This is a genomic window from Campylobacter sp. BCW_4338 (genome assembly GCF_001763255.1).
GTDB classification, from domain to species: domain Bacteria; phylum Campylobacterota; class Campylobacteria; order Campylobacterales; family Campylobacteraceae; genus Campylobacter_D; species Campylobacter_D jejuni.
In genome coordinates, this window is sequence record NZ_MJYJ01000055.1 from 36,598 (window position 1) to 58,433 (window position 21,836).

Annotated in this window: 22 protein-coding genes and 1 other RNA gene; 22 read left to right on the forward strand and 1 reads right to left on the reverse strand. The window is 32.2% G+C overall.

The features are described 5' to 3' along the window. Positions 1-88 precede the first annotated feature (88 nt). The 20 genes from AJN69_RS06045 to AJN69_RS06140 all read left to right on the forward strand — a co-directional run bounded on the left by AJN69_RS06045 (position 89) and on the right by AJN69_RS06140 (position 19,170). Positions 89-2,293: an NADP-dependent isocitrate dehydrogenase gene (locus tag AJN69_RS06045; protein ID WP_070287651.1), complete on the forward strand. Its 2,205-nt coding sequence runs from the start codon at positions 89-91 to the stop codon at positions 2,291-2,293. After that, positions 2,290-3,192, forward strand: coding sequence for a malate dehydrogenase (locus AJN69_RS06050; RefSeq protein ID WP_053872536.1), 903 nt, complete (start codon positions 2,290-2,292; stop codon positions 3,190-3,192). Before AJN69_RS06045 ends, AJN69_RS06050 begins: the two co-directional genes overlap by 4 nt. After that, entirely contained in the window at positions 3,193-4,356 is a 1,164-nt protein-coding gene (gene sucC / locus AJN69_RS06055; RefSeq protein WP_002855069.1) for an ADP-forming succinate--CoA ligase subunit beta, read from the forward strand. It begins immediately after the preceding gene. Positions 4,357-4,365: 9 nt separating this feature from the next. After that, the gene (gene sucD / locus AJN69_RS06060) at positions 4,366-5,235 is read left to right on the forward strand and encodes a succinate--CoA ligase subunit alpha (protein ID WP_044779927.1); all 870 of its coding nucleotides are present in this window, start codon (positions 4,366-4,368) and stop codon (positions 5,233-5,235) included. Positions 5,236-5,247: 12 nt separating this feature from the next. After that, positions 5,248-5,559, forward strand: coding sequence for a 4Fe-4S binding protein (locus AJN69_RS06065; RefSeq protein ID WP_070276568.1), 312 nt, complete (start codon positions 5,248-5,250; stop codon positions 5,557-5,559). 8 nt (positions 5,560-5,567) lie between these two features. Then, positions 5,568-6,692: a 2-oxoglutarate synthase subunit alpha gene (locus AJN69_RS06070; RefSeq protein ID WP_070276566.1), complete on the forward strand. Its 1,125-nt coding sequence runs from the start codon at positions 5,568-5,570 to the stop codon at positions 6,690-6,692. After that, on the forward strand, positions 6,693-7,538 hold the full coding sequence (locus tag AJN69_RS06075; protein WP_070240561.1) for a 2-oxoglutarate ferredoxin oxidoreductase subunit beta: 846 nt from the start codon (positions 6,693-6,695) through the stop codon (positions 7,536-7,538). Continuing rightward, the gene (locus AJN69_RS06080; protein WP_002870949.1) at positions 7,535-8,092 is read left to right on the forward strand and encodes a 2-oxoacid:acceptor oxidoreductase family protein; all 558 of its coding nucleotides are present in this window, start codon (positions 7,535-7,537) and stop codon (positions 8,090-8,092) included. Before AJN69_RS06075 ends, AJN69_RS06080 begins: the two co-directional genes overlap by 4 nt. 138 nt (positions 8,093-8,230) lie before the next feature. Next, positions 8,231-8,494, forward strand: a complete 264-nt coding sequence (locus AJN69_RS06085; RefSeq protein WP_002854834.1) for a DUF2018 family protein — start codon at positions 8,231-8,233, stop codon at positions 8,492-8,494. Between the two features lie 2 nt (positions 8,495-8,496). Continuing rightward, on the forward strand, positions 8,497-9,033 hold the full coding sequence (locus AJN69_RS06090; protein WP_070287650.1) for an exporting protein: 537 nt from the start codon (positions 8,497-8,499) through the stop codon (positions 9,031-9,033). 13 nt (positions 9,034-9,046) lie between these two features. Next, positions 9,047-9,940 carry a hexaprenyl-diphosphate synthase gene (locus AJN69_RS06095; RefSeq protein WP_044778758.1) on the forward strand — a complete coding sequence of 298 codons (894 nt, stop codon included), beginning with the start codon at positions 9,047-9,049 and terminating at the stop codon, positions 9,938-9,940. Then, on the forward strand, positions 9,940-11,238 hold the full coding sequence (gene hemA / locus AJN69_RS06100) for a glutamyl-tRNA reductase (protein WP_070287403.1): 1,299 nt from the start codon (positions 9,940-9,942) through the stop codon (positions 11,236-11,238). The genes AJN69_RS06095 and hemA overlap by 1 nt, the downstream gene beginning before the upstream one ends. Then, positions 11,222-12,931 carry a proline--tRNA ligase gene (locus tag AJN69_RS06105; protein ID WP_083262294.1) on the forward strand — a complete coding sequence of 570 codons (1,710 nt, stop codon included), beginning with the start codon at positions 11,222-11,224 and terminating at the stop codon, positions 12,929-12,931. The genes hemA and AJN69_RS06105 overlap by 17 nt, the downstream gene beginning before the upstream one ends. Next, positions 12,928-13,317 (forward strand): FxsA family membrane protein, encoded by a 390-nt coding sequence (gene fxsA / locus AJN69_RS06110; protein ID WP_070287405.1) that lies wholly within the window; start codon positions 12,928-12,930, stop codon positions 13,315-13,317. The genes AJN69_RS06105 and fxsA overlap by 4 nt, the downstream gene beginning before the upstream one ends. Continuing rightward, entirely contained in the window at positions 13,314-14,237 is a 924-nt protein-coding gene (gene hemC / locus AJN69_RS06115) for a hydroxymethylbilane synthase (RefSeq protein ID WP_070287406.1), read from the forward strand. Before fxsA ends, hemC begins: the two co-directional genes overlap by 4 nt. Further along, positions 14,234-16,036, forward strand: coding sequence for a menaquinone biosynthesis decarboxylase (locus tag AJN69_RS06120; protein WP_070276562.1), 1,803 nt, complete (start codon positions 14,234-14,236; stop codon positions 16,034-16,036). Before hemC ends, AJN69_RS06120 begins: the two co-directional genes overlap by 4 nt. Before the next feature lie 162 nt (positions 16,037-16,198). Further along, the gene (locus tag AJN69_RS06125) at positions 16,199-16,564 is read left to right on the forward strand and encodes a FlaG family protein (protein WP_070287649.1); all 366 of its coding nucleotides are present in this window, start codon (positions 16,199-16,201) and stop codon (positions 16,562-16,564) included. A gap of 2 nt (positions 16,565-16,566) precedes the next feature. Further along, on the forward strand, positions 16,567-18,516 hold the full coding sequence (fliD, locus tag AJN69_RS06130; RefSeq protein ID WP_070276560.1) for a flagellar filament capping protein FliD: 1,950 nt from the start codon (positions 16,567-16,569) through the stop codon (positions 18,514-18,516). An 11-nt stretch (positions 18,517-18,527) separates the two neighbouring features. Then, positions 18,528-18,914: a flagellar export chaperone FliS gene (fliS, locus tag AJN69_RS06135; protein WP_002861271.1), complete on the forward strand. Its 387-nt coding sequence runs from the start codon at positions 18,528-18,530 to the stop codon at positions 18,912-18,914. Continuing rightward, positions 18,895-19,170 carry a hypothetical protein gene (locus AJN69_RS06140; RefSeq protein ID WP_002861272.1) on the forward strand — a complete coding sequence of 92 codons (276 nt, stop codon included), beginning with the start codon at positions 18,895-18,897 and terminating at the stop codon, positions 19,168-19,170. Before fliS ends, AJN69_RS06140 begins: the two co-directional genes overlap by 20 nt. Here AJN69_RS06140 and rnpB read toward each other — a convergent pair. Then, positions 19,167-19,487: RNase P RNA component class A (gene rnpB / locus AJN69_RS06145), an RNA gene on the reverse strand. The genes AJN69_RS06140 and rnpB overlap by 4 nt on opposite strands. A gap of 113 nt (positions 19,488-19,600) precedes the next feature. Between rnpB and efp the strand changes: the two genes are divergently transcribed. Beyond that, positions 19,601-20,170, forward strand: coding sequence for an elongation factor P (gene efp, locus AJN69_RS06150; RefSeq protein ID WP_002855210.1), 570 nt, complete (start codon positions 19,601-19,603; stop codon positions 20,168-20,170). 367 nt (positions 20,171-20,537) lie between these two features. Then, positions 20,538-21,830: an SLC13 family permease gene (locus tag AJN69_RS06155; RefSeq protein WP_074469924.1), complete on the forward strand. Its 1,293-nt coding sequence runs from the start codon at positions 20,538-20,540 to the stop codon at positions 21,828-21,830. The last annotated feature ends 6 nt before the right edge of the window (positions 21,831-21,836 follow it).

Consider the following 21,836-nt stretch of genomic DNA (forward strand, 5'->3'; position numbering starts at 1 on the left):
AAACAAACTTTAAACTTACTCTTGCATTTTTTTTTATTTGTAATATACTTAAAAATGAAAATAAAATAAGTATTTTAAAGGACTAAAAATGCAAATTACTTATACCTTAACAGATGAGTCTCCAGCTCTTGCGACTTATTCGTTTTTGCCTATAGTGAAAGCTTTTTTAAGTAGGGCACATATAGGAGTAAAAACCTCGGATATTTCTTTGTCTGGAAGGATTTTAGCTACTTTTAGTGAGTATTTAAAAGAGGAGCAAAGATGTGAAGATGCTTTAGAGCTTTTAGGCGAGCTTGTCAAAAGATCGGATGCAAATCTTATTAAAACCCCAAATATTTCAGCTTCTATTCCTCAGCTTAAGGCGGCGATTAAAGAATTGCAAGATAAGGGTTACATGTTACCAAATTACCCAGATGAGCCAAAAAATGATGAAGAATTGCAAATTAAAACAAAATATCAAAAAGTTTTAGGTTCAGCGGTTAATCCTGTATTAAGACAAGGAAATTCAGATCGTCGTTCAACAAAAGCGGTAAAAGACTATGCAAAAAACAATCCTTATCGTGTGGTTGAGTTTAATCCAAACTCAAAAACTCGTGTTTCTTGCATGAAAGAAGGGGATTTTTTCTCTAATGAAAAAGCGGTTTTAATCGATCAAGATTGTGTGGCTAATATAGAATTTACAAGCGTTGATGGTAAAAATGAAATTTTAAAAGAGGGCTTAAAACTTGAAAAAAATGAAATTTTAGACGCTACTTTTATGGATGTGCAAAAACTTCAGGAATTTTATGCAAAAGAAATTAAAGCAAGCAAAGATGATGATGTGCTTTTTTCTTTGCATTTAAAAGCTACAATGATGAAAGTAAGTGATCCTATACTTTTTGGCTATGCGGTAAAAGTATTTTTTAAAGAATTATTTATCGAATTTCAAGATGAATTTGAAAAATTAGGTATTAATCCAAATAATGGTTTAAGTGAGCTTTTAAGTAAGATCGAAAATTCAAGCAAAAAAGATGAAATTTTACAAAAATACAATGAAATTTTAGCTAAATCTGCAGATATTTCTATGGTAAATTCAGATAAAGGTATTACAAATCTTCATGTTCCAAGCGATGTTATTGTTGATGCTTCTATGCCTGCAATGCTTAAAAATGGCGCAAGATTGTGGGATAAGGAAGGTAAGGAAAAGGACACAAATGCCGTAATTCCTGATCAAACTTACGCAACTATTTATGAGGCGGTTATTGAAGATTTGCATAAAAATGGTACTTTAAATCCTTCAAAACTTGGCAGTGTATCTAATGTAGGTTTAATGGCTAAAAAGGCTCAAGAATATGGCTCGCACGATAAAACCTTTGTGGCTAAAGAAGAAGGAACTTTTAAAATAGTTTCTAACGGTAAAGTTTTATTAGAGCATAAGGTTAGAAAAGGTGATATTTATAGAGTCAATCAGGCTAAATTTGATGCGGTGCTAAATTGGATTGATTTAGGTATAGAAAGATCAGAACTTAGTGGAGCCGAAGCTATTTTTTGGTTAGATAGCAAAAGAGCTAGTAATAAAATCATGATAACTTTGGTACAAAATCGTTTAAAAGAAAAGGGTAGAAATATAGCCATTTTAGCTCCAAAAGAAGCTTGTTTAAGAAGTTTAGAGTTAATCCGAGAAGGTAAAGATGTTATTTCTATCACGGGTAATGTTTTAAGGGATTATTTAACCGATCTTTTTCCTATTTTAGAGCTTGGAACAAGTGCAAAAATGCTTTCTGTTGTGCCTATGTTAAAGGGTGGAGCTATGTTTGAAACAGGAGCAGGGGGTTCAGCACCTAAACAAGTAGAACAATTAGTCGAAGAAAATCATCTGCGTTGGGATAGTTTGGGTGAATTTTTGGCTTTGCAAGCAAGTTTGGAATTTTATGCAAATAAGTGTAGTAATCATAAAGCTAAGGTTTTAGCAGAATGTCTTGATGAGGCTATAGGCGAATGGCTTGAAAATAATAAAGCTCCATCAAGAAAAGTTAAAGAAGATGACAATAGAACAAGTCATTTTTACTTAGCAATGTATTTTGCAAATCATTTAGCAAGACAAGCAAGTGATATGGAGCTTCAAAGCTTTTTTAAAGATATTGCCCTAGAGCTTTCTTCTAATGAAGAAAAAATCAGAGCCGAATTTAATGATGCACAAGGTGTGAAAGTGGATTTGGGTGGATATTATAAATTTGATGATGAAAAAGCAAATAAAATCATGCGTCCAAGTGCAACTTTTAACGCTATTTTAGAAAAAATAGGACAAAGATGAAAATTACTGTTATAGGGGCTGGTAATGTGGGCTCAAGCGTAGCTTATGCTTTGATTTTAAGAGAAATAGCAAATGAAATTGTTTTAGTAGATATCAATGAGGATTTACTTTATGCAAAAGAACTAGAACTTACTCAAAGCATAGCTGCTTTAAATTTAAATATAGATTTACTTTGCACTAAAGATTATACTCATACCAAAAATTCAGATATAGTGCTTTTTAGTGCAGGTTTTGCTAGAAAAGATGGGCAAAGTAGAGAAGAATTGCTTCAGTTGAATACAAACATTATGCTTGATTGCGCTAAAAAAATTAAAGATTTTACAGAAGATCCGCTTTTTATTATTTTAACTAATCCTGTGGATTTTCTACTTAATACTCTTTATGAAAGCGGAATTTTTTCATCAAAGAAAATTATAGCCATGGCGGGAGTTTTAGACAATGCAAGATTTAAGTATGAGCTTGCCAAAAAACTTAATGTCAAAATGTCAAGCGTGGATACAAGACTTATTGGTTTTCATAATGATGATATGGTTTTGGTAAAATCTTACGCAAGTGTTAAAAATAAAAATATAAGCGAATTTTTAAATGAAGAAGAATTTGATGATTTGGAAAATGAAGTTAAAACAGGTGGAGCTAAAGTAATCAAACATCTTAAAACTTCAGCTTATTTAGCCCCTGCTAGTGCTTGCATAAGAATGCTTGAGTCCATAAGAAGTGGCGAGTTTTTACCCATGAGTGTGATTTTACATGGAGAATTTGGAGTGCAAAACAAAGCCTTGGGAGTTATGGCAAGATTAGGACTTGAAGGTGTGATTGAAATCATGAGATTAGATCTTAGTTCACAAGAAAAAGACAAATTGGAAAAATCTTTAATCAAATATCAATATAAAGGAGAATAAATGAACATACATGAGTATCAAGCAAAAGCAATTTTTGCGGATAATGGTATCCCTACCTTAAAGGGAAAAGTTGCATTTAGCGTAGATGAAGCTGTGGCTAATGCTAAAGAATTAGGCGGTAGTGTTTGGGCGGTTAAAGCTCAAATTCATGCAGGAGGCCGTGGTCTTGGTGGTGGTGTTAAAATCGCTAAAAATTTAGATGAGGTAAAAGATTATGCAAGTAAAATTTTAGGAATGAATTTAGTAACTCATCAAACAGGACCTGAAGGTAAGCTCGTGCAAAAACTTTATATAGAAAGTGGCGCTAATATAGTAAAAGAGTATTATTTGGCTATTTTATTTAATAGAATGGCAGAGCAAATTACCATTATCGCTTCAAGTGAAGGAGGGATGGATATAGAAAAAGTAGCCAAAGAAAGTCCTGAAAAAATTGCAAAAGTAGGCATTGATCCACAAATTGGTTTTAAAATGTTTCATGGACTTGAAGTAGCGAGAGTTTTAGGACTTGATAAAGATGAAGGCAAAAAACTCATTTCTATGATAGCTAAACTTTATAAGCTTTACATGGATAAAGATATGAATATGCTTGAAATCAATCCTTTAATTAAAACTGCAGAAGGGGATTTTTATGCCCTTGATGCAAAATGCAGTTTTGATGATAGTGCGCTTTATCGTCATCCTGAAATTGCTGAACTTAGAGATATTACTGAAGAAAATCCTGCTGAAAGAGAAGCGGCTGAATTTGGCTTAAGCTATGTGAAATTAGATGGAGATGTAGCTTGTATGGTAAATGGTGCGGGTCTAGCAATGGCAACTATGGATATTATTAATTATAGTGGTGCAAAACCTGCAAATTTCTTAGATGTAGGCGGGGGAGCTTCTCCTGAAACTGTTGCAAAGGCTTTTGAAATCATTTTAAGAGATAAGAATGTAAAAGTTATATTTATCAATATCTTTGGTGGTATTGTTCGTTGTGATAGGATAGCAAATGGAATTTTAGAAGCTACTAAGAATGTTGAGGTAAATATTCCAATTGTAGTGCGTCTTGATGGCACTAACGCAGCAGAAGCAAAGACAATTTTAGATAATTCAAATCTTAAAAATATCAAAGCAGCAACCAATCTTAAAAATGGTGCAGAGCTTGTAAAAAGTTTAGTAGGATAAGGATAGAAAATGAGTATATTGGTTAATAAAAATACAAAAGTAATAGTTCAAGGTTTTACAGGTAAAGAAGCAACTTTTCACGCTGAGCAATGCATGGCTTATGGTACAAATATAGTTGGAGGTGTCACCCCTCATAAAGGCGGACAAACTCATTTAGGTAAACCAGTTTTTGATACCGTTGTAGATGCGGTTAAAGCAACAAAGGCTGATGTGAGCTTGATCTTTGTACCTGCTTTTGCTGTGGGTGATAGCGTGATTGAAGCAGCTGATGCGGGTATTAAGCTTGCAGTTGTAATCACCGAGCATACGCCTGTAAAAGATATGATGTTTGCTAAGCAATATGCCAATAAAAAGGGTATGAAAATCATTGGACCAAATTGTCCAGGTATTATCACTTCTGAAGAATGCAAATTAGGTATTATGCCAGGTTTTATTTTTAAAAAAGGTTGCGTGGGGCTTATTTCAAAAAGTGGAACTTTAACTTATGAAGCTGCTAATCAGGTAGTTCAAGGTGGTTATGGAATTTCTACTGCAGTAGGAATTGGTGGTGATCCTATCATAGGTCTTGCTTATAAAGAACTTTTAAGTGAATTCCAAAAAGATGATGAAACTAAAGCTATTGTAATGATAGGTGAAATTGGTGGTAGTTTGGAAGTGGAAGCAGCTAAATTTATTAAAGAAAATATTAGCAAACCTGTGGTAGCATTCATTGCAGGCGCAACTGCTCCAAAAGGTAAAAGAATGGGGCATGCAGGTGCCATAGTAGGAAGTGCTGATGAAAGTGCTGCGGCTAAAAAAGAAGCTTTGAAAAGTTACGGAATTCATGTGGTGGATTCTCCGGCTTTAATTGGTGAAGAAATTCAAAAAATATTAGGTTGATAAAGGAAAAACATGAGTATGACAGCTCCAAAAGATACCCCTGTTTGGGTAGATGAGCATAGATGCAAAGCATGTAATATTTGTGTTAGCTATTGCCCCGCTGGGGTTTTAGCTATGCGCGATGATGTGCATGCGGTTTTAGGACAAATGATAGAGGTGGTACACCCTGAATCCTGTATAGGCTGTACCGAGTGTGAGACACATTGCCCTGATTTTGCTATTATGGTGGCAAAAAGAGATGAATTTAAATTTGCCAAACTTACTGCTGAGGCTAAAGATAGAGCTGTAGCCGTAAAAAATAACAAATACAAAAAATTAACATAGGAAAAATAATGAGAGAAGTTATAGCAACAGGTAATGTTTTAATCGCCAAAGCTGCGATTGATTGTGGATGTAAATTTTTTGGAGGCTATCCTATTACCCCTAGTAGTGAGATAGCTCACGAGCTAAGTCATATGCTTCCTGCAAATGATGGAACTTTTATACAAATGGAAGATGAAATTTCAGGTATTAGCGTGGCTATTGGTGCGGCAATGAGTGGAGTAAAATCCATGACTGCAAGTAGCGGTCCAGGAATTTCTTTAAAAGCAGAGCAAATAGGACTTGCATTTATTGCTGAAATTCCACTTGTGATTGTAAATGTTATGAGAGGTGGTCCTTCGACAGGTCTTCCAACTCGTGTAGCACAAGGAGATTTGTTTCAAGCTAAAGCACCAACTCATGGGGATTTTGCAAGTATTGCTATTGCTCCTGCAAGTCTTGAAGAAGCTTATATAGAAACCATTAGAGCGTTTAATTTAGCTGAAAAATATATGACTCCAGTATTTTTGCTTATGGATGAAACTGTAGGGCACATGAATGGTAAAGCGGTTTTACCTGATTTAAAAGATATTAAAGTTTATAACCGTAAAAAATTTGAAGGAGATAAAAAGGATTATAAACCTTATGCAGCAGGAGAAAATGAGCCTGCAACTTTAAATCCTTTCTTTACAGGTTATCGTTATCATGTTACAGGACTTCATCATGGAGATATAGGTTTTCCAACTGAAGATGGAGTCATAGTGAAAAAAAATATGGAAAGACTCATAGGTAAAATTAAAAACAATCAAGAAGATATTTGTTCTTATGAAGAGTATATGCTTGATGATGCTGAATTTTTAATCATTGCTTATGGAAGCGTGAGTCGTTCAGCAAAAGAAGCTATACAAAGATTAAGAGAACAAGGGATTAAAGTGGGACTTTTCCGTCCAATTACTCTTTATCCAGTGGCTGAGAAAAAAATCGCTGAAGTTGTAAGCAAATTTAAAAAAGTAATGGTAAGCGAGCTTAATATGGGGCAATATCTTGAAGAGATTGAAAGAGTAACTTCGCGTCGCGATTTTATTAGCTTGCACCGTGCAAATGGTCGTCCTATCACTCCAAGTGAAATTATTGCTAAGGTAAAGGAGAGTATATAAATGGCTTTTAATTATGATGAATATCTAAGAGTAGATAAAATGCCTACTCAGTGGTGCTGGGGATGTGGCGATGGTGTTGTTTTAAAATGTATTATCCGTGCAATAGAAAAACTTGGTTGGAATATGGATGATGTTTGTCTTGTTTCGGGTATAGGTTGTAGTGGTAGAATGAGTTCTTATGTAAATTGCAATACAGTTCATACAACTCATGGTAGAGCCATAGCTTATGCAACAGGTATTAAATTAGCCAATCCTAGTAAACATGTTATTGTAGTAAGTGGAGATGGGGATACTTTGGCAATTGGTGGAAATCATACCATACATGGTTGTCGTAGAAATATCGATTTAACACATATTGTGATCAATAATTTTATCTATGGACTTACGAATTCTCAAACAAGTCCAACTACTCCAAAAGGTTTTTATACAGTAACAGCTCAATTTGGAAATATTGATCCAAATTTTGATGCGTGTGAATTAACTAAAGCTGCAGGAGCTTCTTTTGTGGCAAGGGGTAATGTGATCGAAGCTAATAAGCTTGAAAATTTAATTTATAAGGCTTTAGCGCATAAGGGTTATAGTTTTGTAGATGTTTTTTCAAATTGTCATATCAATCTAGGTAGAAAAAACAAAATGGGCGAAGCTGTAGCTATGCTTGATTGGATTAAAAATCGCGTTGTGGATAAAGCTAAATTTGAAAGCATGGATTTTGAAGAAAGAAAAGATAAATTTCCAACAGGAATTTTACATGAAGATAATTCTCAGCCAGAATACTGCCGCGCTTATGAAGAAGTACGTCGTGCAGCCAAAGAAAAAAGAATGGTGGATTTAGGAGCTTTAAAATGAAATATCAATTAAGATTTGGCGGTGAAGGCGGACAAGGTGTTATCACTGCAGGAGAAATTTTAGCAGAAGCAGCCATTAAAGAAGGCCGTCAAGCTTTTAAGGCTTCAACTTATACTTCACAAGTACGTGGCGGTCCTACTAAAGTGGATATTATCATTGATGATAAAGAAATTTTATTTCCTTATGCTGTAGAAGGGGAGATAGACTTTATGCTTTCGACTGCAGATAAGGGCTATAAAGGTTTTCGTGGCGGTGTAAAAGAAGGAGGCATCATAGTTGTAGAGCCAAATTTGGTGCATCCTGAAAGTGAAGATTATAAAAAATGGCAAATTTTTGAAATTCCTATTATTACCATAGCTAAAGATGAGGTAGGAAATGTGGCTACTCAATCAGTTGTAGCACTTGCAATTGCTGCTTATATGAGCAAATGTATAGATTTAGATGTTTTAAAGGAAACTATGCTTCATATGGTTCCTGCAAAAACTCGTGATGCAAATGCTAAAGCTTTTGATTTGGGTGTAAAATACGCCACTCAAGCAAAACCACATTCATAATAAATTCCGCACCATGCGGAATTTAACTTCTAAAATTTTACATATTGCAAATAAAATTTAAATTTTAATTATTTTAATTTAGCTACTTTTAACGATTAAAATTTTATAATCAAAAACTTATATTTTCAAGGAAAATTAATGGATTTTTTTGATGAAATGTTTAATAAAACTCCAAAAGAAAAATTTATAGAAATTATACAAAATGGAAATTTAGGAGCCTTAGAAAAAGTTTTTGAGGAATTTTTTGCTGATCATATTGCCATGGTAGAACTTTTAGAAAAACAAGGTTTAACAGAAATGGATGTAAAAAATTTCATATTAGAAAATGGTGATTTTATAGAAGAAAGGCAAAATGATATTTATATAGAATTAGGCGCAAAAATTTTAGGACACGAAGGCTAAAATTGTTTAAAATAAGCCCTTGTTTAATTTGTATTTTTTTTATTTTTAGCAATGTTTTAGCATCTGAACCAACTTTTGATTATACTTATAAATTTATACTTAAAAAAGATGAGAGAGCTAGTGTGCAGATTAAAGAAATAGGCTATGAAGATAAGGTGCAAAATTTTGATTTTTATTGGACTTTGTTTGATAATACTAATATCATCGTACATTCGAAATTTCGCAAATATCCGCGTCAATTTGTGATGAGTTTAAGAAGAAATTTTGATTGGGTAACTCAAACTTTAATACCTGATTATACTAATCCACATATTGATAGAGCAAGACTGATTTTAGAATTTAGTGCTTATAATAAAGGTTTGGCAACTTTTACGGTTTATATAGAAGATAAGGAATCTCGCTTAATGGTAGAATTTTTAGATCCAAGAAAAAAAGCTTTACAAAATCCACCGCAAAATAATCAGGTTGTTCCTATGATTAATTTTAACGAACCTCAGGTAAAACCATTAACAAGCAAAGAAAATAATAATAGTAATTAACAAGGAAAAGATAGTGCAAAAAATAGATGAATTAATAAAACAGTTTTTACAAGAGCTTGGCTATGAACCTATTTTAAATATGCTTTCAAATGTAAAATCAGGAAAAAAATTACGTTCTAAATTATTATTAGCTATCGCAGATGAGAGTGAGATTGCTTTTAAAATTTGCGCAGCTATAGAATTGATACATCTTGCTAGTTTGTTACATGATGATATTATTGATGAGAGTGAGTTAAGACGTGGAGCAAGATCTGTTAATGCTGAATTTGGTACAAAAAATGCTCTTATGTTGGGCGATATTTTGTATTCCAAAGCCTTTTATGAATTAAGCAAAATGGATGCTAGATTTGCAAGTATTATTTCAGATGCTGTTGTAAAGCTTGCTATAGGCGAACTTATGGATGTTGATTTGGGAGAGAAATTTAATATCAATAAAGAAGCTTATTTGAAAATGATTTATAATAAAACAGCTGTTTTGATCGAAGCAAGTGCGAGATGCGGAGCTATTTTGGCTGGATTATATGAAAAAGATTTTGCAGAATATGGTAAAAATTTAGGACTCGCTTTTCAGATGATTGATGATATTTTAGATATTAAGAGCGATGAAAAAATTCTTGGAAAACCTGCTATGAATGATTTTAAAGAGGGTAAAACTACCTTACCCTATATTTATCTTTATGAAAATTTGCAAGAACAAGATAGGACATATTTGCAGACTTTATTTAAAAAAGATTTAAATGAAAATGAAAAAGAATGGTTAAAAACTAAATTTGAAGAACAAAAAGCTTTGGAAAAAGCTATTTTGAAAGCTAAAACTTATGCAAAAAAGGCTAGTAAAGCGATTGAAAAATATGATAATAACAAGCTTAATGATATTATTAAAGCTATGATAGATAGGGAATTTTAATGTATTATTGTATATCTTTTACTCATAAAAATACAGATATTACCTTAAGAGAAAAGTTAAGCTTTTCCAATGAAGCTAAAAAAAGTGAGTTTTTAAAAGTCATTAGTACTCATGAAAATATTGAAGAATGTTTGGTTATAAGCACTTGCAATCGTGTTGAAATTGTTGCTTTTGTAAAAATGGCCTGTGCGGAGTTTATTGTTAAATCTTTGGCTTTGCTTTGTGATGTGGATAAAGATATTTTACTTGAAAAAGCTGATATTTTTGAAGATAGTGGAGCAATCCACCATCTTTTTTCCGTAGCAAGTTCTTTGGATAGTTTGGTGGTTGGAGAAACTCAGATAGCGGGGCAATTAAAAGATGCCTTTGCTTTTGCTGTAAAAAATAATTTTTGCGGAGTACATCTTTCAAGAGCGGTACATAGTGCTTTTAAATGTGCTGCTAAGGTACGCAATGAAACTCAAATTTCTAAAAATCCTATTTCTGTAGCTAGCGTTGCCGTAGCAAAAGCAAAAGAACTTGCAGATTTAACGCAAAAAAAAGCTGTTGTTATTGGAGCTGGAGAGATGGGAGAACTTGCGGCAAAACATTTAATTGCTGCTGGTGCTAAAGTGATTATTTTAAATCGTGACTTGCAAAAAGCTAAAGATTTGTGTGAGAGACTTGGTGTTTTAAGCGAATATGATAGTTTAGAAAATTTAAAAAAATATTTAAATCAATATGAGTTTTTTTTCTCAGCTACTAATGCACCAAATGCTATTATTACAAATTCTTTAATAGAAGAACTTCCTTACAAAAGGTATTTTTTTGATATTGCAGTTCCAAGGGATATTGATATTAATGAAAATGAAAATATATCTGTTTTTGCTGTAGATGATCTTGAGATTGTAGTTCAAAAAAATTTAGCACTAAGAGAACAAGAAGCTCGCATGGCTTATGGGATAATAGGCCGTGAAACAAGTGAATTTTTTAGGTATTTAAACGATTTGGCTTTGATGCCTATTATCAAAGCTATACGCTTGCAAGCTAAAGAATATGCAGATAAACAACTTGAAATTGCGTTAAAAAAAGGATACTTGAAAAAATCCGACAAAGAAGAGGCTAGAAAGTTGATTCATCAAGTTTTTAAGGCTTTTTTACACACACCTACTGTAAATTTGAAGCATTTACAAGGTAAAATGCAAAGCGATACAGTGATTAAAGCTATGCGTTATGTTTTTGATTTGCAAAATAATCTTGAAGGTTTAAATCAATATAAATGTGAATTTGATATGGAGAATAATGATGAGATTTACTAAATTTTATGCACCAAGCTTAAAAGAAGCGCCAAAAGATGCGAGTTTACCTAGTCATATTTTTTTAACGCGTGCAGGTTTTGTAGAACAAATTGGTAGCGGACTTTATAATTTCTTGCCTTTGGGAAAAAGAGTTTTAGACAAGATTAAAAATATAGTTAAAGAAGAAATGGATAAGGCTGGAGCACAAGAAGTAAATCTTAGTTTTATCACTCCTGCAAGTTTGTGGCAAGAAAGTGGGCGTTATAATGTTTTTGGAAAAGAGCTTTTGCGTTTTAAAGACAGAAAAGAAAATGAATTTGTTTTAGGTCCAACACATGAAGAAGCTATGCTTTCTTTGGTAAAAAACAAAATCACAAGCTATAAACAACTTCCTTTGCATTTATATCAAATTGGACTTAAATTTCGTGATGAAGCAAGACCTAGATTTGGGCTTTTAAGATGTCGTGAATTTTTAATGAAAGATGGATACAGTTTTCATGCTAATGAAGAAGATTTAGGGCGTGAGTTTGAGCTTATGTATAAAACTTATTCTCAAATTTTACAAAGAATGGGGCTTGATTTTAGAGCAGTTGAAGCTGATAGTGGGGCTATTGGTGGAAGTGGTTCTAAGGAATTTATGGTTTTAGCAAAAAATGGGGAAGATGATATTTTAATTTGTGAAAATTGTGATTATGCGGCTAATGTTGAAGCTGCAAAAAGAGCTAAAAAAACTTGTCAAGATGAGCGTCCTGAAGCAAATTATGCAAGTAAATTTCACACTCCAAATATTAAAACTATAGATTCTTTAGCACAATTTTTTAAAATCAATGCTTTTTATACGATTAAAGCAGTGGTAAAAAAAGCTATTTACGAAAATGAAAGCAAATTAGTTGTGTTTTTTATAAGAGGAAGTGATGATTTGCAAGAAATCAAGGCACAAAATGCTTGTAGTGCTCTTGAACTAGTTGATGCGAGCGAAGAAGAATTAGAAAAAGCTGGTTTGGTAGCCGGTTTTATAGGTTTTGTGGGATTAAAAGATATAGATTTTTATATAGATTTTGAGCTTGAAAACGAAAAGCAAATGATTATAGGTGCAAATGAAAAAGATTATCATTTAATCGGTATTGATGTTGTAAATTTAAACAAAGATCGTTTTAAAGATTTGATTGAAGTTAAAGAAGGGGATTGCTGTGCTAAATGTGGAGCAAAATTAAAACAAAGCAAAGGTATAGAAGTAGGGCATGTTTTTAAACTAGGGCAAAAATATTCCAAAGCGATGAATGCAAATTTTTTAGATGAAAATGGCAAAAGTCAGCCTTTTTATATGGGATGTTACGGCATAGGTGTTTCACGCTTGTTGGCTGTAGCTATTGAAGCAAGTCATGATGAAAAAGGATGTATTTGGAATAAAACTTTAGCTCCTTTTGTGCTTGAAATTATTGTTTCAAATCTCAAAGATGAAAAGGCTTTAGAATTTGCTAATAAGCTTTATGAGGATTTAACCAATCTTGGATTAGAAGTATTGCTTGATGATAGAAATGAGCGTTTTGGGGTCAAAATGAATGATTTTGAACTTATGGGTTTTCCTTATGCGTTAGTTATTGGTAAAGGATTAGAAAATAATGAAATAGAGTTTATCCAAAGAGAAGGTTTAGTAAAGGAACTTATAAAAACTGATGAACTTATGGAAATTCTTAAAAAGAAAGTGTTATGAATTATAAATTAAGTTTAAGCCCTTTATTTGTACTTGAAATTATTGCAAGTATATTTTTTATAGTGTTTTTTGGTTTTGGTAATTTTTTGTTTTTCATACTTTTGAGTATGATTTTTGGTGCGGTTTTATTGGGAATTTTTTGGAAAAATATGCTTGAATTTCAAATGGGTGGCTTAAAGGGTATGTTAACACAATTTTCTTTTGTTATCGCAGGGTTTTTACTTGTTGTTCCAGGGATTATTACAAGTGTTTTTGGAATTTTTGTATTTTTCTTTGGTATTGCTTTGAAAATAATGACTAAATCAAAATATCAATACACTAAGCAAGAGTATCAAAATTCTAATGAAGAAATCATTGATGTTGAAATTATAGAGGATAGAAAATGAAGCTTATTATCGCAACAAGAAAAAGTCAATTAGCTCTTTGGCAAAGTGAACATGTAGCCCAAATTTTAAAAAATACACATCAAATTGAAGTGCTTTTAGAAGGTTTTAAAACAAAAGGTGATGTTTTGCTAGATTCTCCTTTGGCAAAAATTGGCGGCAAAGGACTTTTTACAAAAGAACTTGAAGAAAGTATGCTAAGAAAAGAAGCACATTTGGCGGTGCATAGTTTAAAAGATGTGCCTAGTTTTTTTCCTCAAGGTTTAGTTTTGGCAGCGGTAAGTAAAAGAGAGCAAAGTAATGATGCCATGCTAAGTCAAAATTATAAAGATTTTCTTTCTTTGCCAAAAGGTGCAAAAATAGGCACTACTAGTCTTAGACGTAAAATGCAGCTTTTATTGTTAAGACCTGATTTAGAGATTATTTCTTTGCGTGGTAATGTTAATTCTCGTATAGAGAAATTAAAAAATAATGATTTTGATGCGATTATTTTGGCAATGGCGGGAATTAAACGCTTAAACTTAGATAAGCAAGTGAATTTTGTTTATGAATTTAGCAAGGATGAACTAATCCCTGCAGCCTCTCAAGGAGCTTTAGGTATAGAAAGTATAAATGATGAAAAAATTTTAGAACTTTTAAAATGTTTAAATGATGAAAATGCTTTGATTGAAACAAGCATTGAAAGAGAATTTATTGCTACTTTAGAAGGGGGTTGTCAAGTTCCTATAGGTATTAACGCAGAGCTTTTAGGAAATGAAATTTGTGTGCGTGCAGTGCTTGGACTACCCGATGGAAGAGAAATTTTAAAAGATAAAAGAATGATTAAAAAAGATGATTTTAAAGGTTTTGGAGAGAGTTTGGCTAAGGAGTTTATTGCTAAAGGTGCTAAAGAACTTTTAAAAAAAGCTGAGAGCATGCTATGAAAGAATTTATTCAAATTTTAAAAGAAAATGATCTTTTAAGGGTAATTGAAGAGCCTGTAGATGTAGATCTTGAAATCGCTCATTTAGCCTATATAGAAGCTAAAAAAGGAGAAAAAGGTAAGGCTTTATTGTTTAAAAATCCTATAGATAAAAAATTAAATAAACAATATAAATTTCCTGTTTTGATGAATACTTTTTGCAATGAAAAGGCTTTAAATTTAGCTTTTGGGCGTGATTATGAAGAGGTGGCTGAAGAAATTTCAAAACTCACCAAGCTTCATATTCCTACGAGTTTTAAAGCAAAAATGGATTTTTTTATGAATTTGTTAAGTTTTAAAAATGTTCCTCCTAAAAGACTGAAAAAAAATAAAGCCTTGTATGATTATGAAATTTTAAACTCTCTTGAAGAACTTCCAGTGCTTAGAACTTGGGAAGATGATGCGGGTAAATTTATCACCATGGGGCAAGTTTATACGCAAAATTTAGATAAAACTCAAAATAATCTTGGAATGTATCGTTTGCAAATGAGTGATAAAAATGAACTTTTAATGCATTGGCAAATTCATAAAGATGGGGCAAATTTTTATCACGAATACAAAAATGCTGGTTTTAAAAAAATGCCTGTAAGTATAGCTATAGGTGGAGATCCACTTTATATTTGGTGTTCTCAAGCACCTTTACCTAAGGGAATTTTTGAACTTTTGCTTTATGGTTTTATTAAAAAAACTCCTGCAAAACTTACCCCTTGTGAAAATGGTATTTTTGTACCTTATGATAGCGATGTAGTTATTGAAGGTTATGTGGATTTAGAAGAGTTTAAAATCGAAGGTCCTTTTGGAGATCATACGGGTTTTTACACTCCTGCTGAACTTTTTCCTGTGATGAAAGTAGAAAAAATTTATACTAAAAAAGATGCGATCTATCAAGCAACGGTTGTAGGAAAGCCTCCTTTAGAAGATAAGATTATGGGACTTGGTACCGAAAGAATTTTTTTACCCTTGCTTCAAACTTCAGTACCTGATTTAATTGATTATAATATGCCTGAAAATGGAGTTTTTCATAATCTTATCTTAGCAAAAATCGATGCAAAATATCCCGCTCATGCGCAACAAATTATGCATGCATTTTGGGGAGTAGGGCAAATGAGTTTTGTTAAACATGCGATTTTTGTAGATAAAAATGCACCTTCTTTGAAAGATTATGATGCTTTAATTCCTTATATCTTAAATCGTTTTGATACAAAGAAAATTTTAATTTCAGAAGGAATTTGCGATCAATTAGATCATGCTTCGCCTAATGCTTGTTTTGGGGGTAAAGCAGGACTTGATGCTTGTAAGGAAACGCAAGTAGAAGAGCTTGAAATTTTAGAAGATGAAAAATTGTTAGAACTTTTTAAAACCAAGGTAGAGCTTTTAAATTTAAAGCAATTTTATAAAGAAAGCAAAAGTCCTATAGTTTGCATTTTGCTTGATAAAAAAGAAAAAATCGAACAAAGTTTTAATAAACTTTTAGAATTTAAAAAACATTTTAGGATTTTAGTATTTTTGGATACCGAAAATAAGCTTGAAAACCCTTATATGCTTGTTTGGCGTGTGGTAAATAATATTGATGCTAAAAGAGATATTTTTATCAAAGAAGAAAGACTTGGAGTGGATGCAAGTGCTAAGGGTGAAGCTGAGGGCTATTTAAGAACTTGGCCTAAGCAAACAGATTGCACTAAAAGCGTGATAGAAGATTTAATCTTGCGTAATATCTTAGAAAATAATCCAGATCTTTTTAATAAATTTGAAATTTTTTAAGATAGTTGAGATATTTTTAAAATTTTGGCACAGTTTTTGCTTACTGTTTTTTATATTGAAAAATAAATTTTTCTTTATAGGGTGTTCATAATTTTATAAATTTGTCGATATAAGCTTGTAACTAGCAATAAGCAAATAAGAAATTTTAAAAAGGATTTTAAAATGGAAATATCGAAGGCAAATGGGCAAATGGATACAGCTTTGGCAAACATTAGCCAAAGAACAAGCGAGACACAGGCTAGTTCAAACATTCAAACCGATAGAAGTCAAAGCCAAGGAGGCGATGATGGACAACAGCAAGGTGTGAATGAAAAGTTAGCTGATATTACAAAAAAGTTAAATGAACAAATGGATTCTTTAGATACTAATGTTCGTTTTGGTTATAGTGATAAAATTAATTCTATGTATATTAGCGTGACTGAAAAAAGTACTGGAAGGGAAATTCGTAAAATTCCTAGCGAAGAAGCTATGAGATTAGCTGAGTATTTTAGAGATGTGATAGGAATGATATTTGATAAGGAGAGTTAAAAATGGCATTTGGTAGTTTATCTAGTTTAGGATTTGGTTCTGGGGTTTTAACTCAAGAAACCTTAGACAAGTTAAAAGAAGCAGAACAAAAAGCTCGTATTGATCCTTATACTAAAAAAATCGAAGAAAATACAACCAAACAAAAAGATTTAACCGAGCTTAAAACCAAGCTTTCTGCTTTTCAAGCAGCTGTATCGTCTTTAGGAGACTCTACGGCTTTTGCAAAAAGAAAGGTTATAGCAAGTATCACTGATAATCCTCCTGCAAGCCTTAGTGTGACTTCAGGTGTTGCTTTGCAAAGCATGAATATCAATGTAACTCAACTTGCCCAAAAAGATGTTTATCAAAGCAAGGGTTTGGTAAATGATACAGGAATTATCAATGCAAGTTTAAGAGAACCTACAAATTTAACTTTTTTTTCTAATGGAAAAGAATATAGCGTTACTATAGATAAAAATACAACCTATAGTGATTTAGTTGATAAGATTAATACTGCTACGGGTGGAGAAATTGTAGCTAAGATGGTAAATACAGGAGAAAAAGACGCACCTTATCGCTTAACCTTAACGAGTAAGGAGACAGGTGAAGATAGTGCTATAAGCTTTTATCCGGGTGCAAAAGATTCTAATGGTAAATACAAAGTTGATGAAAATGCTAAAAGTGTTTTTGAAAGTCTTGGTTGGAAACTCGATGAAGATGCTTTAAAAGCTGAAGATTTTGATCCTGCTAAAAGTAAAAAAGGTGTTGGCATTATTGATAGCGAAGATAATCCTTTGCATATTCAAAAAGCTCAGGATGCTAAATTTACCATGGATGGCATAAAGATGACAAGATCGAGCAATACTATAACCGATCTTGGTGTAGGTATTACTTTGACTTTAAATAAAACAGGTGAAATTAATTTTGATGTTCAGCAAGATAGTGAGTCTGTTACCAAAGCTATGCAAGATATGGTTGATGCCTATAATGATTTAGTGTTAAATCTTAATGCCGCTACAGACTATAACAGCGAAACAGGAACCAAAGGTTCTTTACAAGGCGTAACCGAAGTAAACTCTATACGCTCAAGTATTATTTCTGCGCTTTTTAAAACCCAATCAGTTGATGGTACTGTAGAAGATACTAATGGAAATAAAGTAAGTGCTAAGGTAATGCTTTCTTTACAAGACTATGGTTTAAGTATGACTGAGTCAGGAACTCTAAATTTTGACTCTTCCACTTTTGAAAGCAAGATGAAAGAAAATCCTGATTTAACTGAAAGCTTTTTTTCAGGCATTACTCAATACAAGGATATAAACTATACTGGTGATTTAATTAAAAATGGCAGTCTTGATGAGTATTTAGGGGGCAAAGATGAAGAAGGTAAAGGCATAAGTTTTGAATCTGGAAAATTTCAAATTGTTACAAATTTTGAAACTTATGATTTATCCAAAAATGCCGATGGAACCACTTTTAAACTAACAGGTAGTACAGAACAAGAAATGCTTCAAAATTTGGCTAATCACATCAATAGCAAAGGTATTGAAGGTTTAACAGTTAAAGTTGAAACTTATGAAAAAGGTGGAGAAAAAGGATATAAGCTTAATTTTAAAACCGACGGAAGTTCTGATTTTGCCATAAAAGGAGATAGCGAATTTCTTAAACAATTTGGCTTAAGCCAAACGAGCATTGCTGCTGAGGCAGTTGAAGGTGTGGGTGTTTTTGCACAACTTAAAACAACTTTACAAGGTATAACAGGCAAAGATGGCTCTTTAACAAAATATGATGAGAGTTTAACAAATGATACTAAGTCTTTAACCCAAACCAAAGAATCAACTCAAACTTTGATTGATACAAGGTATGATACAATGGCAAATCAATGGTTGCAATATGAGAGCATCTTAAATAAACTTAATCAGCAATTAACAACTGTGACTAATATGATCAATGCAGCAAATAATTCTAATAATTAAGGATAAAAAAGATGCAAAATAGTTTAGCTTATAATGCTTATTCTCAAAATCAAGCGGGGATAGAATCTCCGCAAAAACTTATCGAAATGCTCTATGAGGGAATTTTGCGTTTTTGTGCAAGGGCTAAAGTGGCGATAAGAAACGAGGATATAGAGCAAAGAGTATACTTTGTAAAAAGAACAACAGCTATTTTTATAGAGCTTATTAATACTTTAGATTATGAAAAAGGTGGAGATGTGGCGCATTATTTAAGTGGGCTTTATACAAGAGAAATTCAACTTTTATCTTTGGCAAATTTAGAAAATAACGAAGAAAGAATTAATGAAGTTATAAATGTAACCAAAGGTTTACTAGAAGCTTGGAGAGAAGTGCATAGTAATGAAACAGTGGATCAATGATTTTAAACTCGCGTTAATTCAAGAAGATATTAATAAGCTTGAAAATTTGCTTGATAAACTTGATATGAAAGCTTTTATTAAAAATTTAGCTAAAAGATCGCCCTCAGAAGACTTTATAAAAGAAAATATAAATGATATATTTTATCAAATTCAAGCTCTTTTGCAAGAAGCTGTTGCACTAATTGAACAAAAGAAAAAAGCAAAGGCTGTTGAAATTCAAAAATTTCAAAAAGCTTTGACCTATGTTAGATCTTAAAAAGCATAGCGATAAGCCGAGTTCTGTCTTGAATGCTCATTTATCTAGTTTTGTTTTTACAAACAAAATCAAGCGAAGGGTTAAAACAAAGACGCTAACCATCCCTTCTTGCTGCACATTGGGTTTACATAGCCGAAATTGTTACCAAAATCGCTGGTAGGCTTTTACCCCACCGTTTCACCTTTTCCACTTGTGTGGTAGTTTTCTTTCTGTTGCACTATCCCTTAGGTTGCCCTAGCCATCTGTTAGATGGAATGCTTGTCTTTAGCAGCTCGGACTTTCCTCTTCTAAAAAGAAGCGAGCATTTACTATGCTTTAAATTTAAATTTTAGCGTAATTTTACTTATTTTTTTATCAAATAAAATAATTTTATTGTGATATCAATCAAAATTTGATAAAATCATTTTTTATTTTTTAACAAAGGAAATTTATGGCATCTTATTCAATGGGTGATTTAAAAAAGGGACTTAAAATAGAAATCGATGGAATTCCTTTTAAAATAGTTGAGTATCAGCATGTAAAACCAGGTAAAGGTCCTGCTTTTGTGCGTATTAAAATCAAATCTTTTATTGATGGTAAAGTACTTGAAAAAACTTTCCATGCAGGCGATAAATGTGAAGCTCCAAATTTAGAAGATAAAACTATGCAGTATCTTTATGATGATGGTGAAAATTGCCAATTTATGGATACACAAACATATGAACAAGTAGCTATCAGTGATGATGATGTGGGTGAGGCAAAAAAATGGATGCTTGATGGTATGATGGTAGATGTACTTTTTCATAATGGCAAGGCTATCGGCGTAGAAGTTCCACAAGTTGTTGAACTCAAAATCATCGAAACGGCTCCAAATTTCAAAGGCGATACTCAAGGATCAAATAAAAAACCAGCTACTTTAGAAACAGGCGCAGTAGTGCAAATTCCTTTTCATGTGCTAGAAGGTGAAGTTATACGCGTTGATACTGTGCGTGGTGAGTATATAGAAAGAGCGAACAAATAATATAAAAAAAGCTTTTGGAGTATTCCAAAGCTTTTTAAATTTATACAATTTTTTATTTTCTTTATTTTATTCTTCAAGACATTTTTTAAATTTTTAAACTTGACTTTTCTGTAGTGTTTTAATTCTATATTATAAAGATGAGCTTATGAGAATATTCTTTCTATTTTCAAATATTTTTAGATGGGATTATGGTATTGTTTTTTGCCTAAAAGGGGTTTTTGCTTGTTATAATTCAAGATATTCTGTAAAATATTTTATAAGATGAGTAAATTTGTTACTAAATAGATATTTTTTAAATTTTAGATTTTGTTTTTATGCTTTGAAAAATATATTTTTTGATATCATAAGCCCTATAATATTTTAAAGGATGATAATGGTTTTTTTAATCATCTCTAGTATTATAGTAGCCATCATTTTAGGCTATATTACTAGACATAATGTTGGAATTTTTGCTATGATTTTTGCTTATATTATAGGAGCTTTTTTTATGGATTTAGCTCCTAAAAAAATCATAGCTTTTTGGCCTATTTCTATATTTTTTGTTATTTTTGCTGTTTCGTTGTTTTATAATTTTGCAACCGTAAATGGAACTCTTGAAAAATTAGCTGGACATTTGATGTATCGCTTTGCTAATCATCCTTATTTGCTCCCTTTTGTTATTTTTGTGGTTAGTGCTATTATAGCCGCTTTAGGAGCAGGTTTTTATACGGTTTTAGCTTTTATGGCACCACTTACTTTTTTACTTTGCGATAAAATCGGCTTAAGTAAAATTGCCGGAGCTATGGCTATAAACTATGGTGCTTTGGGAGGGGCAAATTTTATGACTTCTCAAAGTGGGATTATTTTTCGAGGATTGATGCAAAATTCAGGTATTGAAGCAAATGAAGCTTTTATAAATTCTAGTATTATTTTTGCTTTTACTATAATTTTGCCTATTGTGGTATTATCTTTTTTTGTGTTTAATGCTTTTAAAAACAATATAAAAATCAGTGTTATTTCAAAACCTGATTCATTTGATTATAAACAAAAAACTACTTTAATTCTTATGTTTATGATGATTGTTGTTGTTTTAATCTTTCCTGTGCTAAATATTATTTTTCCACATAATGAGACAATTGGCTATTTTAATAAAAAAATAGATATAGCCATGATAGCCATGATTTTTGTTGCCATTGCTTTATTTTTAAAATTAGCCGATGAGAAACAAGTTGTTGCTTTAATTCCTTGGGGAACCTTGATAATGATTTGTGGAGTAGGGATGTTAATTAGCATAGCGGTTGAAGCAGGGGCTATAAAATTATTTTCAGATCTTGTAGAAAATGAGATCAATGTGATTTTTATTCCGTTAATAATGTGTGCTATTGCAGCTTTTATGTCGCTTTTTTCAAGTACTTTGGGTGTGGTTACTCCAGCGCTTTTTCCTATAGTTCCAAGCATTGCTGCAAGCAGTGGATTAAGCGAGGCATTGCTTTTTTCTTGTATTGTTGTAGGGGCTCAAGCTTCCGCTATTTCTCCTTTTTCTTCTGGAGGAAGTTTAATTTTAGGATCTTGTCCTGATAAATATAAGGAAAAATTATTTAAAGATTTACTTATTAAAGCTGTGCCAATAGGATTTATGGCGGCGATTTTAGCTACTATTATAATGAGTTTTATTTTATAAGGATAA